The 14,053-nt window shown below is 40.2% G+C and carries 13 protein-coding genes; 10 read left to right on the top strand and 3 right to left on the bottom strand.

Translation table 11 applies throughout. From position 1 onward, the window contains the following. Positions 1–16 precede the first annotated feature (16 nt). The 7 genes from U3A58_RS05350 to U3A58_RS05380 all read left to right on the top strand — a co-directional run bounded on the left by U3A58_RS05350 (position 17) and on the right by U3A58_RS05380 (position 9,287). The gene (locus U3A58_RS05350; protein ID WP_323822367.1) at positions 17–985 is read left to right on the top strand and encodes an MraY family glycosyltransferase; all 969 of its coding nucleotides are present in this window, start codon (positions 17–19) and stop codon (positions 983–985) included. A 511-nt stretch (positions 986–1,496) separates the two neighbouring features. Then, on the top strand, positions 1,497–1,967 hold the full coding sequence (locus U3A58_RS05355; protein WP_323822368.1) for a nucleoid-structuring protein H-NS: 471 nt from the start codon (positions 1,497–1,499) through the stop codon (positions 1,965–1,967). 27 nt (positions 1,968–1,994) lie between these two features. After that, positions 1,995–2,573: a hypothetical protein gene (locus U3A58_RS05360; RefSeq protein ID WP_323822369.1), complete on the top strand. Its 579-nt coding sequence runs from the start codon at positions 1,995–1,997 to the stop codon at positions 2,571–2,573. After that, positions 2,570–3,412 (top strand): hypothetical protein, encoded by an 843-nt coding sequence (locus U3A58_RS05365; protein WP_323822370.1) that lies wholly within the window; start codon positions 2,570–2,572, stop codon positions 3,410–3,412. The genes U3A58_RS05360 and U3A58_RS05365 overlap by 4 nt, the downstream gene beginning before the upstream one ends. After that, the gene (locus tag U3A58_RS05370; protein ID WP_323822371.1) at positions 3,369–5,849 is read left to right on the top strand and encodes a leucine-rich repeat domain-containing protein; all 2,481 of its coding nucleotides are present in this window, start codon (positions 3,369–3,371) and stop codon (positions 5,847–5,849) included. The genes U3A58_RS05365 and U3A58_RS05370 overlap by 44 nt, the downstream gene beginning before the upstream one ends. Before the next feature lie 358 nt (positions 5,850–6,207). Next, complete coding sequence (locus U3A58_RS05375) at positions 6,208–7,734, top strand: hypothetical protein (protein ID WP_323822372.1); 1,527 nt, start codon at positions 6,208–6,210, stop codon at positions 7,732–7,734. Further along, positions 7,722–9,287: a hypothetical protein gene (locus U3A58_RS05380; RefSeq protein ID WP_323822373.1), complete on the top strand. Its 1,566-nt coding sequence runs from the start codon at positions 7,722–7,724 to the stop codon at positions 9,285–9,287. The genes U3A58_RS05375 and U3A58_RS05380 overlap by 13 nt, the downstream gene beginning before the upstream one ends. A gap of 514 nt (positions 9,288–9,801) precedes the next feature. Here U3A58_RS05380 and U3A58_RS21765 read toward each other — a convergent pair. After that, the gene (locus tag U3A58_RS21765) at positions 9,802–9,924 is read right to left on the bottom strand and encodes a four helix bundle protein (RefSeq protein ID WP_416377284.1); all 123 of its coding nucleotides are present in this window, start codon (positions 9,922–9,924) and stop codon (positions 9,802–9,804) included. A gap of 194 nt (positions 9,925–10,118) precedes the next feature. On the opposite strand from U3A58_RS21765, the gene U3A58_RS05385 reads away from it, so the two are divergent. The 3 genes from U3A58_RS05385 (at position 10,119) to U3A58_RS05395 (ending at position 12,823) form a co-directional block, all read left to right on the top strand. Then, a complete protein-coding gene (locus tag U3A58_RS05385) occupies positions 10,119–10,625 on the top strand; it encodes an ArsR family transcriptional regulator (protein ID WP_323822374.1) in 507 nt (168 codons plus the stop codon). A gap of 155 nt (positions 10,626–10,780) precedes the next feature. Next, positions 10,781–11,608, top strand: coding sequence for an ABC transporter permease (locus U3A58_RS05390; protein WP_323822375.1), 828 nt, complete (start codon positions 10,781–10,783; stop codon positions 11,606–11,608). Positions 11,609–11,914: 306 nt separating this feature from the next. Further along, positions 11,915–12,823 carry a glycosyltransferase family 2 protein gene (locus U3A58_RS05395; protein ID WP_323822376.1) on the top strand — a complete coding sequence of 303 codons (909 nt, stop codon included), beginning with the start codon at positions 11,915–11,917 and terminating at the stop codon, positions 12,821–12,823. Positions 12,824–13,064: 241 nt separating this feature from the next. Here U3A58_RS05395 and U3A58_RS05400 read toward each other — a convergent pair whose 3' ends face one another. Continuing rightward, entirely contained in the window at positions 13,065–13,928 is an 864-nt protein-coding gene (locus U3A58_RS05400; protein WP_323822377.1) for a 3-keto-disaccharide hydrolase, read from the bottom strand. After that, positions 13,925–14,047, bottom strand: coding sequence for a hypothetical protein (locus tag U3A58_RS05405; RefSeq protein ID WP_323822378.1), 123 nt, complete (start codon positions 14,045–14,047; stop codon positions 13,925–13,927). The genes U3A58_RS05400 and U3A58_RS05405 overlap by 4 nt, the downstream gene beginning before the upstream one ends. Between the last annotated feature and the right edge of the window lie 6 nt (positions 14,048–14,053).

The raw sequence follows: 14,053 nt of genomic DNA on the forward strand, positions 1-14,053 counted from the left end.
CATCAAGTTTGAATTTATGTTTCTTAATTATTTTATTGTTTTTTTATCTCTGTTGCTTTTGGCGTTGATTTACTACAGACTTGCGCTTAAGTTCGATATAGTAGATAAACCCAATCATCGCAGTTCTCATATTCATGCTACTGTAAGGGGAGGTGGGATTTTATTCCCTATCGCCATCATCTTTTGGTGGATGTCTTTTGATTTTCACCACACCTGGATGATAATTGGTGTCTTCTCGGTTGCTGCTGTTAGTCTGCTGGATGATATTTATTCAATCTCTAGTAAAATCCGATTTGCCATACAGTTTTTGGCGCTGACCATGGCATTCTATGATTTGGAAGTCTTCTCACAAATCCACTGGATAGCACTCCCTGTGCTGTATTTTGTCTCCTTGGCAGTCATCAATGGGATTAATTTCATGGATGGCATCAATGGTGTCACGGGATTATATGGTTTGGTATTTCTAGGCAGCATACTCGCGGTGAATGCCTATTCCGGAATATTTGATCAGTTCTTGATTCGATACGAGATTCTGGCCATTTGTGTGTTTCTCCTTTTCAACCTGCGAAAAAAAGCACTTATGTTCGCAGGTGACATAGGAAGCATATCTCTTGCCTATTTGATGATATACCTCCTGATCCAATGGTACCTACACTCAGGATCCTGGACGGTAATACTTTTCCTTCTCATTTATGGGCTAGATACTGCAATTACTATTTTTGACCGGATTAGAAAGGGAGAGAAAATATCTGAACCACATCGATCTCATCTGTACCAAATACTGGCTAACCAAGGGAAAAAGCCTCATGTCAATATTGCTTTGATTTACACATTCCTACAGTTAGGAATCAACTTTACTTTTTTTATCTATCCTAAAACTACCCCTAACTCTTATGTAGGGCTAGGGATCATAGTAGGGTCAGGCTTAATCTACATAGGCCTGAAAACTTTCCTCCTGCGAAGGTATTCACAGACGGATCTGTAAACTCACACCTGCTTGCCCGACCGAAGGTGTCTCTAAGCCGAAGGCGCACAGGCGGGTCAGAACCAACACCTTAACCCATTTAGTATAAAAAGACCCGGAGAAGCTCCGGGTCATTTTGTTTGGCTACTGCCTACGTTAAAACTTAACACTAGTCCAAAGTTGAGGGCTAATATTCAAAATAAAAATACCCTATATAGGGTATTTTTAGCATGATTTAGGCTATTTTAGATCAGTTTCACTACAAAGTCATTTTTGTGAAAATCCGTGGATCACTTATTGATATAGTGTTTTCGGTAGTAAACCTATTGGAAAAGCTATGAAGAAACCGCTCCCCAGACGCATAAACCACTTATAGGACATTTGAAATTATTAACAAAAAGCATTTTTGATTTGGAATAGCATTTGCGAGTTAATCGTATGATTTTATTTACTTTGTACCCAAATCAAAAAGTAAGGCAAGTCCCTCTTTTAGAATTTAAAAAAAACTCATCATCTTAATCAAATCCCCAAAATGAAGCAAAAATTGTACTCTATTTCGGTTAACCGCTCACTTATGATTGCACTAGTAGCCATGCTTGCCATGGGTGCATGTAAGAGCAAAAAGAAAGCTGCTCAGCAACCTGCACCTCCTGCACCTGTTGAGCAAGTTCAACAGGCAGCCCCAGCACCTGCACCAGTATCTTCTGCAGAGGAAATTGCTGTTGGTAAATTGGAAAATTATTTTAATAGTGTAGCTGCAGCAGGTAATTCATCTAATGCAAACCAAACTATCCAAGAGGTACTTGGTATGTTCTCAAACCAAGAAACGCCAGTTTTGATCGTGATTCATGAAGAAAATGGCATTAAGGATTACGATGAGCCTACTACCATCAAGAAGTACTTGGAGTACTTGAAGGACACCAAAAAGAACTTGAATTACATCAGCGATATCCGCATGGATGCCAATGGTAAAGTCTCTGAATTGGAGCTTAGAAGAAAATAATCGCCCATCTGAAAAAATAATTTACACATGAAAAATATAATAATCCTTTTCCTGGGTCTTTTCCTCGCTACTTCAGTAAGCGCACTAGCTCAGTCAGAAACAATTAGCCCGGCCAGAAAGCAAGCCATAGACTCCCTTGCACTTGAAAAAGTAAAAGATTTAAGTAAGTACATCAGCATCATCGGGAGCAAAGAGACTCAATTCTCTGAAGCCAATCGAGTGATGGATCGTGCCGAAGAACTTTTCTCTCCAGGAGCTGAGATGGGTGTTTCCAGCATCAATACCAACGAAATCGCCTATTACAAAGTAAGACGTTATTTTGAGCGTTTGATGGCTTTGAATTACGATAGAGTAAACATCACTTGGTACGATATCCAGTATATCTCCGATTTAGAAAGACAGCCTGACGGTAGATACGTGGGCGTTGTCACGGTATTCCAACGTTTTGAAGGAACTTCCATAGAGACAGGTATGAATTACAAAGACACAACTAAGAAAGACATCACTATCTACGTAGAGAAAAAGCAAACCCAAATTGCTGGTAGAACCATCGAATTCTGGGACGTCATGCTAGGTGACGTGAGAGTGACAGAAACCTCCGCATGAGAATAGTAATCTTAATCTTTGCGATAGTCATCGCAAGCATCTCAATTGTCTCGGGGCAGGGCATAGGCAGCCCCGGGACAATTAAAGATGATGGCAGATTTGCTGCCTCCACCAAACAACTAAACCAATTCTTCAGAAGATTTAATGCCGAGGAATCCCCCACTGACGGCAACATCCGCTATTATCCGGGCGATACGGCCTATCATAGTACGGCATTGCGAAAAGGATTTATTCAAATCCTCTTTGACAATCAAACTTCCTCAGTAAGCCAAAACTTGAAAACAGAGTTTATTAACTCCGTGCTTTCCCCTTCTTATCCGCAATACCTAAACTTCCACCGTGAAGGCTGGCTTGCTGAAGTACAAGCTGAATTTATATACAAAGGCAAACGAGAAACTGCCACCTTGATCTTAAAACTTCAACCCGAAAGATTGGGGTATGAATGGGTCATAGATGAGGTGTCATTTCCCCCCTTCAAAAATATATTTAATAAGCCGGTAGGAGATAGGAAGGATTTTCTACACCCACTTAGTCATGAGCTGGGCTTTATGAATCTTAGAAGGGCTTTCCAAGACTCAGAGTCGCCTGAAGCCTTTACCGAGTCTAGTTTTAAGCCAGATTACCTGACCTTATTTTTGTACGAAATGAAGCAAAATAACATCCGTTATGAGACCGTAACTGATGTTAAATTTCACTTCTTCCAAATTGAAGGCTGGTATTTTGAAGTGCATCAATTCAACCGCCCCGGTTTTAATACAGGCTGGCTGATTTCAGACCTTGTCAAACTTAACCCTGGTGACAAGGATACTATCCAGAAATACATTTATGATCAGAACTAAGTCTATATATCTAACTTTATTCCTTTTCTGCTTGAGCTTCTCCGGAATAGCTCAGACCATAAAAGGTTATACCAAAGCTGAAATAGATGATTACTCAGCCAAGGTAGAAGATCAAATCCGCTTTTTGGAATACCTGCTCAATACTATTGGATCTGCAGAGACTCAGGCCAGGGATAAGGATGTGGTGATCCGCGAAAGCTATTTGAAGATTTTTCGAGATGGAGAAGTACAAGTAGAAGACGACCTGCTGCTAGACAGGAAAGTAGTGACTAACAAGAATGTAACTGCCTACTTGAAAGACATTGAGTTTTTCTACAAGGATGTCAACTTCAAATTCAAAATAAGAGAAGTAAAAGCTAATCAGAAAGAGAATGGTGACGTTTTTTTTACTGCTTCACTCGATAGAACCATTACAGCTATCGGGATTAACAATGAAAAAGTCACCAATACAAAACCACGTTTTGTTGAGGTAAACTTGGATAGTAAATCTCAGGAACTCAAAATAGCCAGTGTATATACGACCAAAGTAAGCCGTGATGAAGAACTCACAGAATGGTGGGGAGTCCTTGACCCTCATTGGCAAGCCTATTTCAGGAATCGCTTTGCCTTAGGCCAATTTGATTCCATAAATGTTGACCTGATCTACAAGTTTGTAGAGGTGGATTCTCTGGATATTTCTGGGACAGTTGCCCTCCTGGATCTTAGTCCTATGGAAGCTATGCGCAATCTGAAGTATGTCAACCTCAGCAATACACAGATCACTGAACTCGGTCCTATTTCCAATGTGACCTTCTTGGAATATCTGGATGTGTCTAATACCCCCACTTCTGATATTCAGTTTATTAAATATTCAGATCGCCTCCAGCACCTGGATATTTCCAATACACAGATCACAGATATTAGCGAACTGGTCAATCTCAACGCAATAAGATCCCTGCGTGTGGAGGAAACGCCGATTATGAGCTTTGCTGTGCTCAATGAATTTGACAGTCTTAAAAGCCTCTATATCTCTAAAAGTGGCTTCAATAATGCAGAGAATATCAAGAACCTGTCAAAATTGGAGAATCTTGACCTGAGTAATAATTACTTAATCAATTTCAGCCAATTATCAGATTTGGCTTCCCTGAGGAATTTGAATTTGGCAAATACCAATATCCAGGATCTTACTCCGCTGTCAGGACTCAAAAATCTCGAAGTTTTGGATATTACAGGTACGGAAGTTTCCGATATCTCAGCACTCAATGGTAAAAGCGAGTTGACTAAGGTATTGGCTGATGAGACTAAGCTATCTGTCACCGCTTCAGATAATTTTACCCGAAACAATCCCAAGGTATTGTTGATTCACCATGTAAAAGATCTTGAGAGCTGGTGGGCTGTACTGTCTGATGAGTGGAAAGCTAGTATGAAAAAGGCCAACCCAAGGATTACTTCCGATAGCCCAAGCGTGGAAACCCTCACTAGCACCATCGGAATGGAAGAACTGGATTTGAGCGGCACCGGAATAGAAACCCTAAATCCGATTACAAGATTCGCCAAACTCACCAAAGTTGATTTTTCTGATAATCCTATCACCGATGTAATTTCCCTGAGCGTGGTAAAGACGCTGAATGAAATCATCGGTAGAAATACCCAAGTCAAAGATATCGCTCCCTTGAAGTCAAATGAGGAATTGGTAAAATTAGATCTAAATGGAAGTCCGGTAAGTAGCATTATGGACGTGCTAAATCTTCCTAATCTGACCTATTTGAATGTTAATGGTTCTGAAATATTCCATGAGGAAGTTCCGGAAATAGTGATTCAAAAGCCAAATTTGACTATTGTTTACAGAACTGATGAGCTAAACACGTGGTGGGCGGAACTGGATGCTACATGGAAAGAAATTTTCAGAAATCAGTTTTCTTTGCCAGAAAACCCGAGTACCGAGCAGCTTCATGCGCTGGCACAGAGGTCTTCATTGACATTCGAGCGCGTATCTGTTGACGATATGCATGCACTTACAGCTTTTGTGAATTTACGTTCCTTGGTCATTTTTGATGCACCTATCGGATATCTTGCCCCAATTGCTGAACTCAAACTTTTGGAGAAATTGAAAATATCTCAAGTGCCGGTGGTAGATTTCTCACCCTTGCAAGGTCTGTCCAAATTGGTAGAACTCGATATCAGCAATTCCGGAATCGAGGATCTAGATCCGCTTGCTAGACTGATGAATCTGAGGGTCTTGAATATTTCCGGGACTAACTTGAAAACGCTAAAAGGACTGGAAGGAATGATAAATTTGGTGGAATTGGATGTAGCGAGTACCAATCTTCGTTCCCTAAGGCCTATAGAAGGACTTCCAAAATTGAAAAAACTATCCTGCTTCAATACCAGACTGAACAGCAGAGCGGTCGATAGATTCAAAAGTTCTAATCCTGACTGTGAAGTAAGGTTCTATTAAAAAAGTAGCAAGTATAAGGTTTCAGGTAACGACTGCTGGTCGGGATTTGCAATCCCAAATCGAGAAATCTAATATCTTGAATCTTAAATCTCAAAAAAAAAAGTAAAAGGGATAAAAAAATGTTGTAAAAAATCCCTTTAAAATATTCTTAGAAAAAGTAGTGTTGGAAAAGTTGCTTAATCACCCTGACATAAAGGTATAGAGTCGATCTCAGAAAAAAATACCCTATACAGGGTATTTTTCTGTTTAGAACTGATAAAGTTTTCCACATAATTGGATTTTTAAATGTTTTGATATACTTATTCTTGTTTTGCTAATAAAAAGTTAGATTTTTGAAGTTCAATAATTCCCACTCATTTTGAGTAAAACGCTCGCTACCTGCACAGTTCTGTCACTTTCACTGATTCTTTTCGGAATCAATCGTGGATTTGATATTTCTGATGAGGGACTTTACATGCTTCTAGCAAATCCTGACCAAGAAAATATTGCTGGTATTTTCAACTACGATTTGTTCTTCAAACTTTTCTATAAGCTAATCGGAATTGAGTTTGGGATAGTGGGGATGAGATTCCTTAGACTTCTGTCTTGCCTTATTGGTGCTATTTCACTTACAATTTTTTGGAGAAATTTGAATGGAGCAAACAAGTTGTCCGTCAACCTATTTTTATTGTCCCTATTAGGCCTTTTCGCCGGTTACGGTTTTTTGCCGCAAAGCCTATCCTATAATTCCTTGACTGTGGTGCTTGCCTGTTTTTGGTTGGCCCTGATTTCACTCCATGATAAAAGCCACATTCAGTACATGCTTATTGGAGTACTCCTTGCCTGTGTGGCCTATACTAAAATCACCACGACTTTTGGGCTTGGTATCATTACATTAGCCTGTATGCTTTTCCAAAAGGATTTTAAGTGGGTGAATCTGCTTGCTTTGCTCCTTCCTTTTGTAATGCTTGAGCTATTGATGTATCTGAGCATAGGTGATTTTGCCCTTTGGAGAATGATAGATGCAGGCAAAATGATGGGGAATCGGACTGAATACTCCTTTTTATTGGTTGTTAAATACTCGGCTGTAGGCTTTTTTTGGCTTGCTTTGACTTCAATTCCTTTTTTGATTTCCTCATCTATTGATGCTTCACAGGCAAAATTGAAGTTTTCGATGCTAGGTTTAGGACTTCTAGGTCTAGTGTGCATTTCCTATTATACGGCCATCACGCAAGACTGGAACCATATTGTCCTGCTTCTGACAGCAGCTTTTTTTGGGTATTTCCTTCCAAAGGTGCCATTCAAGGCTATCTCCCTTGAGCAGCGCTTTTTCTTGCTGGTTCTTTTGATTTTACCTTTTGTACTGCATTTCGGAAGCAACGTTTATTGGCTTCGGCTGAGTATCCACTACTGGGTTTTTTGGATGCTTGCTATCTTATATGTAGCTAATTCCATTCAAGCTCCATTCATGAAGCTGATTAGAGCTGTAATGGGCTTAGTTATTTTACTGGTGGTGGCAAATGGAATCTGGATTCATCCATTTGAGCAGGAGCCACTTTGGCAAGCCACTCAGAAATGGAGCTATGGGGATGGAAACCAGATTTTGCTTTCAGAACAGCAGGTGGTGGTCTTGAGTGCCATAGAACCATTTGTCAAGGATCAGGAGCAACTTCTTGCTTTTTATAGGATTCCGGGTATCCCTTATCTTTTGGGTAAGACATCTCCCAGGTCAGCTGGTTTTTGGACAAAAGATCAAACGGAGTATTTTTTTCCTTCCGATTATCCAACTGAGCTGTTAATCTATTACTCTCAGGATTCCTTACCTTCCTTTGTGAAAGGTGATTTTTCTAAGAAGCATATCCAGCTTCCCTTTGGGGAAGAAATCCAGATTTTATGGAGAAAATAAAGTCTAATTTCTTTCTGGTATTTTGGATCTTACTCGCTTTGGGAGCCATGATTACCATCTGGTTTCTGCCTTGGCGATTTCAGACCAATGATGATGAAATCATGATGTGGCTAGTATCCGGAGCATACACTGGAACTCCGGAATCGTATGCGGTTTTTATCCATCCCATTCTTTCATGGTTTTTCGCCCAGCTCTATACCTTTTTTCCTGATATTACCTGGTACCCTTTGTCCTGGTTTGTGGTTATTTTCCTCAGTTATCTGGGCTTGGTTTTATCATTGAGGCAAATCAAAATTGACTTTAGTGGCAAAAATATCCTTTCCCTATTTTGTCTTTGTCTTTTTCTTCACTTTGGGCTATTTCTTCAATTTACCCTGGTGGCAGGGATAGCCGGGTTTTCTGCCCTACTACTCCTTTACACTGTAGGTGGTAGGAGAACAGGGGTATTTTATCTATTTTCTTTAGTGCTTTTCGCTTGCTCTATCATGATCCGTTGGGAGTCCTTTATCTTGATTTCATTAGGTCTTGGCTTCTATTTCTTGAGCTTTAAACCAGTACATGAGACGCTGAAGTATTCCAAGCGTATTTTAATTCCACTACTTGTGCTAGCCGTTCTAGTAGGATCAAAAATATATTGGGAAAATCAATCCCAATATGCTGATTTTGTGCGCTATAACGAAGCAAGGGCGGCAGTATCTGATCATCCGGTTTCTTATAAACTTATATCTGAAGATAAACTGGATTCAGATTCAAAATGGTTCTTTTTTTCTCAGTGGATGTTGGAGGGGGACTATCTTTCAATTAAAGAGCTTAGGGAGAGAAAATCTGAATTGGATGCTGATTTATTAGCTGTCGATCAGCTATTCCACTCCCTACATAGATTGATTTTGGTGACGAGGGCAGAAGCATTCAAATCTATTTTTTCCTTGATTCTTATCGGGCTTTATCTGTATAGATTTAAAGCCTCCGCGAAGTCCTTGATTTTTCTAGTTTCTTGGATGGCCTTCTTTCTGGTATTTAACCTTTTTTTTATACTAAATGGAAGAGTAGTTATCTTATTCTTCCTACCGTTTTTATTCCCTTTAGTCTTAGAACCTGTCCAGAAGTTTGAAGGGAGAAAATCAGCCCAAGCTTTAGCTACACTGATAGTGCTGTTATTTGGATATCATTTGTTCAATTTTTTCGGAGAAGCACGAGCCAGGGAAATCATGCGAGAAGAATTCTTATCTCTTACAGCAAAACTACCCAAGGGATCTTTACTCGTGATGGAAGGATACAAGGAAAATTACCTTGGTATCAACTATTCGATGAATTATCCCGTGCCACTTCTTTGTTTGGGTTGGATCTCCCAAAGCCCATTTCAGCAAAAAAAACTTCAGAAGTTGGATCTTATGCAAGTTGCAGATGCGAAGGAGTACTACCTGCTAGGAGTAGATGCGAATGAAGAGTTCTTCTTCCCAGATTACATGAACTATCTAGGTGAGAATTATTACTTAGAGAAGAAAACAGAAGAAGCCAATTTTATACTTTTTCACTATACCCGTAACCCCTGAAACGCGTCGGTATTCTATAGGAAGTCGTGCAGAATGAAATGCCTATTTATTAACCTCATTTGTAAAAACCATTTACCCGAGTAAATTTGTTACTCAGTGAGTAAGTTTATTACTCGTCAGCTAGTTTCTGCAATGGGAGTGAGAGAGCGAAGCCTTCATTGGTTGTTGGTTATGTACCTGAGACTAGTTGTTAGTTTTCAAGTTCTCCAACTAGTTTTCACATATTCTCCAAATGAATGGATTTTACCACCATAGAGCGAGAGTCACATTCTGAGATGATTATATTCGGGCAAACACCGCATCAGCAGATTTGCTTGTTGTTAGGGCGCGTTGGGTTGACGCAGCAGCGAGCCAGGCGGCTGGCCTTCGGGTTGAAGCTTTGCTGGCGTCTTGACTTTTTGGTTCTTTTGCGTCAAGGCAAGAGAACAGAGAAATCGAGCAAAAACTTATAATCATGTGAAATCGAGCCTGCCTGATGCAGACAGGCATAACTCAAAGTCACACACTTGGACGATTATAATTCATGCGAATATATGACATCAATTTTATAAGATCTGCTGCCGTATCCTTCAATTATATTGGTATTAACCGAATTAGAGGATCTTCTTAGTTGGCTACCAACTCGTATAACTCGTATTTAGACAGTTTTAATGAAAATGGGTGCGTTTTTAAAAATAGATTAAAGCTGATTTTATAAATGTCCAAATCTTTGTAGGTACTTATAATGAAGATGATTTAAGTTAAAATAAATAGTTAATAATACTGACCTATTAAGTTAATCACATTTATCAACCAACAACCAACAACTTACTACTTACAACCAGTATTTCCTTGCTCGAATCCTTAGTCACTTCCAAAACCCGCATCAAACTTCTCCTGAAGTTCTTTTCGCATGCCAATTCAAGTTACCTGCGATCCCTGGCCAAAGAGTTTGATGAGTCCACCAATTCCGTAAGGGTCGAGTTGAATCGCTTGACAGAAGCTGGCTTGCTAGTGTCAGAAGACGAGGGCAAAACCAAAATGTATAAAGCAAATACCAATCACCCTTTCTTCTACGAAATCAAAGGTATGGTTTCCAAATTCCTAGGCTTGGATGATTTGATGGAGCGAATAGTCAAAAGAATGGGAGAGGTGGAAATGGCCTATATAGTCGGAGACTATGCCAAGGGAATAGATTCAGGAACTATCCAAATGATTCTAATTGGGAAAGAGCTGGACAAGGAATATTTGGAATTCCTTAAAGAAAAAACCTACGAAAAAGTCCAAAGAAAAGTAGAAGTGTCCATCATGGATACAGACCCCGGTGACATTCAAGGCATATTAGTATTCGGGAAGTAAGTATTCAGTCTCACATGTCAGTTGGAAAAGAAGGTGTTCGAAATGAGAGCCAAGAGACAAGATTTTTGAGCCAAGAAATCAGATCCCAGTTAACAGTCTTAGTGGATCCGAAGCAATTTTAAATTTCTCCCATTTTAAATTTCTCAATTCAAAACTTGATTCCCAAAGATAACATCAAAATCATCCAACCCACCTCTGGCTGGCAGCTCATAGATTTCAAAGAGCTCTGGCGATACAAGGATCTCCTGTATTTCCTGACACTAAGAGGTATCAAAGCCAGATATGCCCAATCAGTTTTGGGAGTCGCTTGGGCGATAATTCAGCCATTGTTTACCACACTAGTATTTACCGTAGTATTTGGAAACTTGGCAAAAATTGACTCCGACGGGATTCCTTACACCCTATTCTCTTACCTCGCTCTTTGGCCATGGAATTACTTTTCCGGCACCTTGACTGAATCCGCCAATTCCCTGATCCAAAATGCCAATATGATCACCAAGGTCTATTTCCCTAGAATGGTCTTGCCATTGAGTTCTATCCTTTCCAAAATGCTTGATTTTCTTATTGCATTTGTGGTGGTGGTAGGAATGATGTTCTACTATCAAATCACTCCGGGATGGGGATTACTTGTATTGCCTTTGCTCATCATTCAGCTCTTGATGTGTAGCCTAGGCATGGGAATGGTTCTTTCCGCAATGGCAGTTAAATACAGAGACGTCAAGCATGCATTGACTTTTGTAGTGCAACTTTTACTTTATGCCGCACCAGTAGTTTATAGTACTACAGCAGTGCCTGAGCAATACCTAAAATTCTATATATTAAACCCCATGGTAGGTGTGATCGAAGGTTTTCGGGCAGCCTTTCTGGGTCGTCCTATGCCTTGGGAATGGATCTGGCCAGGTACAATAGTCGCACTTATCCTATTTATTTTCGGTATGATGTACTTTCGTAGGATGGAAAGGATATTCGCGGATGTAGCCTAGGTATTAACCATCCGAAGATCCCGATCAGACTTACTATTATATGCAATCGGGACGGAGGATGGAGAGAATATTCGCGGATGTAGTTTGAATCATTTCCGGCCCATTAAAGTGAGTGGGGAGTAAGTCACGAATTGGCCTATAGAAATATTATTGTATCTGTTTCGCTATAATTGTTACTATACTTCCTGACTGGATATTTAAAAATAAGATCCGGTCAGTCAAGGGAGTAAAACCAACACTTGCCTCCGACTAAAAATAAACCTGCCGTGGCTGAATATTTTAAATTTCCTTCATTTTAAATTTTCTTTGCTCTCCATCATCTCCCCCGTATTCCGCGCAGAAAACACACTGGACGAACTCACCGACAGAATCAAGGCTGCAGTGCCTGTGCAAGACTTTGAAATTGTATTTATCGATGATTACAGCCCTGATAATTCCTGGAATAAAATCGAAGAACTAGCAGCCATCCATCCTGAAATCAAGGGAATCAAACTTTCACGGAATTTTGGACAGCACTACGCCATCACCGCAGGATTGGACGCGGCAAAAGGAGACTGGGTAATAGTGATGGATTGTGATCTGCAGGATAGGCCCGAGGAGATTCCCAACTTGCTTGCAAAGACTCAGGAAGGCTTTGACGTGGTTTTGGCACGTAGAACAAATAGACAAGATGGTTTTTTCAAAAGACTTTCTTCCAAACTTTTCTATCGAACCCTCGCTTGGCTTACCGGATCCAAGCAGGACGAGAGCATAGCCAATTTTGGTATCTACCATCGTAAAGTCATCAATGAAATCGTCGGCATGCGAGAGAGTATCCGCTATTTCCCTACCATGGTGAAGTGGGTGGGTTTCCGCCAAACTACCCTGGATGTAGTCCATGCAGAACGGGAAGAGGGAAGTAGCAATTACAATTTCAAGCGCCTATTCAATCTTGCCCTGGATATCATGCTGGCATATAGCGATAAGCCCATTCGACTCACCGTGAAGCTTGGTCTGTTGGTAGCACTCACAGGTTTCCTGTTTGCCATATACACCTTGTTTAAGTATTTGTCCGGAGATATTATTGTGGCAGGCTACGCTAGCTTGATCATTTCACTCTGGATGCTTACCGGCTTCTTGCTGGTTACACTTGGCATGGTCGGACTCTACGTCGGCAAAACCTTTGAAGGAGTGAAAAACAGACCCATTTATATTGTGGAGAAAAGAGTGGGGTAGTTCATTTATATTAATGTTTGTCACAATGCTCAAATGCATAACCAATAATTACTTTAAATGTAAGTGGTAAGTAATACCCGATAAAGATAGCAGTAGTCAGGCAGCCATTTTAAATTACTCCAAAGTAAATTCCAACAAGTAGCAAGTTGCAATTTGTGCTATTGTATTACCGATATAAATCATAAGAAAGCCCGCTGATCAATTTAAGATCAGCGGGCTTTTCTCTTATTAAGGAGAATTATTACTTGGAATGTGCTGCTTTGGAAGCTAAACCTTCTTTTACCACTTGATCCAATTTCTTCTGATCACCCAGGTATTCAGTAAGATCAATTAAGCGAACAGTTCGAAAATCGATCGGATGACTTTCACTTTGTAAGGAAATCCATCCTCCAGTTAACATCTGCCCATCTACTTTCACTTTCGGATCCACTGGATTTACATTTCCTCCACCGATTTGTGACTCAGTGTAGCTCAATACGGTGTCCTGCCCAATAAGATGATGTACATCTCCATTTCCCAAAACAATGAAATTGGTTGTTACCCACTGATCACCATGATAGGTTTCAGAAGTGGAATTTACACAATGTGAAGTGATAAGTTTGTCCTCCATGACTACGTTGGTACCTGGAGTACAGAGGTTGCAAGTGCTTCTTTTATCTTTCCCATTTCCGCCTAGGAACTGAGCCTCAATCGAAATCGGGAAATCCTGATCTTTCAGCATAGTTTGAGGATCTTGGGAATGAAGCATTGCACCTGAGTTTCTCGTTGCCCAGCCTTCTCCACCATTTGCCTGCTCACCCACAAATCTATATTCTACTTGAAGCAGGTAGTTGGAAAATGGCTTATTGAAGAAAATATGACCGTATTGTTGGTCGAACTGATCGTAGCCATCATAGCGAACTTTCATCAGGCCATCTTCTACGCGGAATGTATTTGCAAAATTATCGTTCAAGTCGTGCGTACGGATTTTAATAGACCAATCATCTATGTCTTTACCGTTGAATAGCGTTTGCCACTTAGGTTTTTTTGCTTCTTCATTTGCATAGTTGAATGCAAAACCTAAACCTGCTAGGCAAAAGATTCCAATTAAAACTGTCTTTTTCATATGATTATAATTTGTTTTTCAAAGGTCATAACCTGTCCCGTGACGAAGGAAACGGAATGGAATCTCGCATGGTAGATAATCATCCCAGTGTGTGACGCTAGAGTCATGCTCGATTTCATAATCTT

The organism is Algoriphagus persicinus, from assembly GCF_035156415.1.
Classification (GTDB): domain Bacteria; phylum Bacteroidota; class Bacteroidia; order Cytophagales; family Cyclobacteriaceae; genus Algoriphagus; species Algoriphagus persicinus.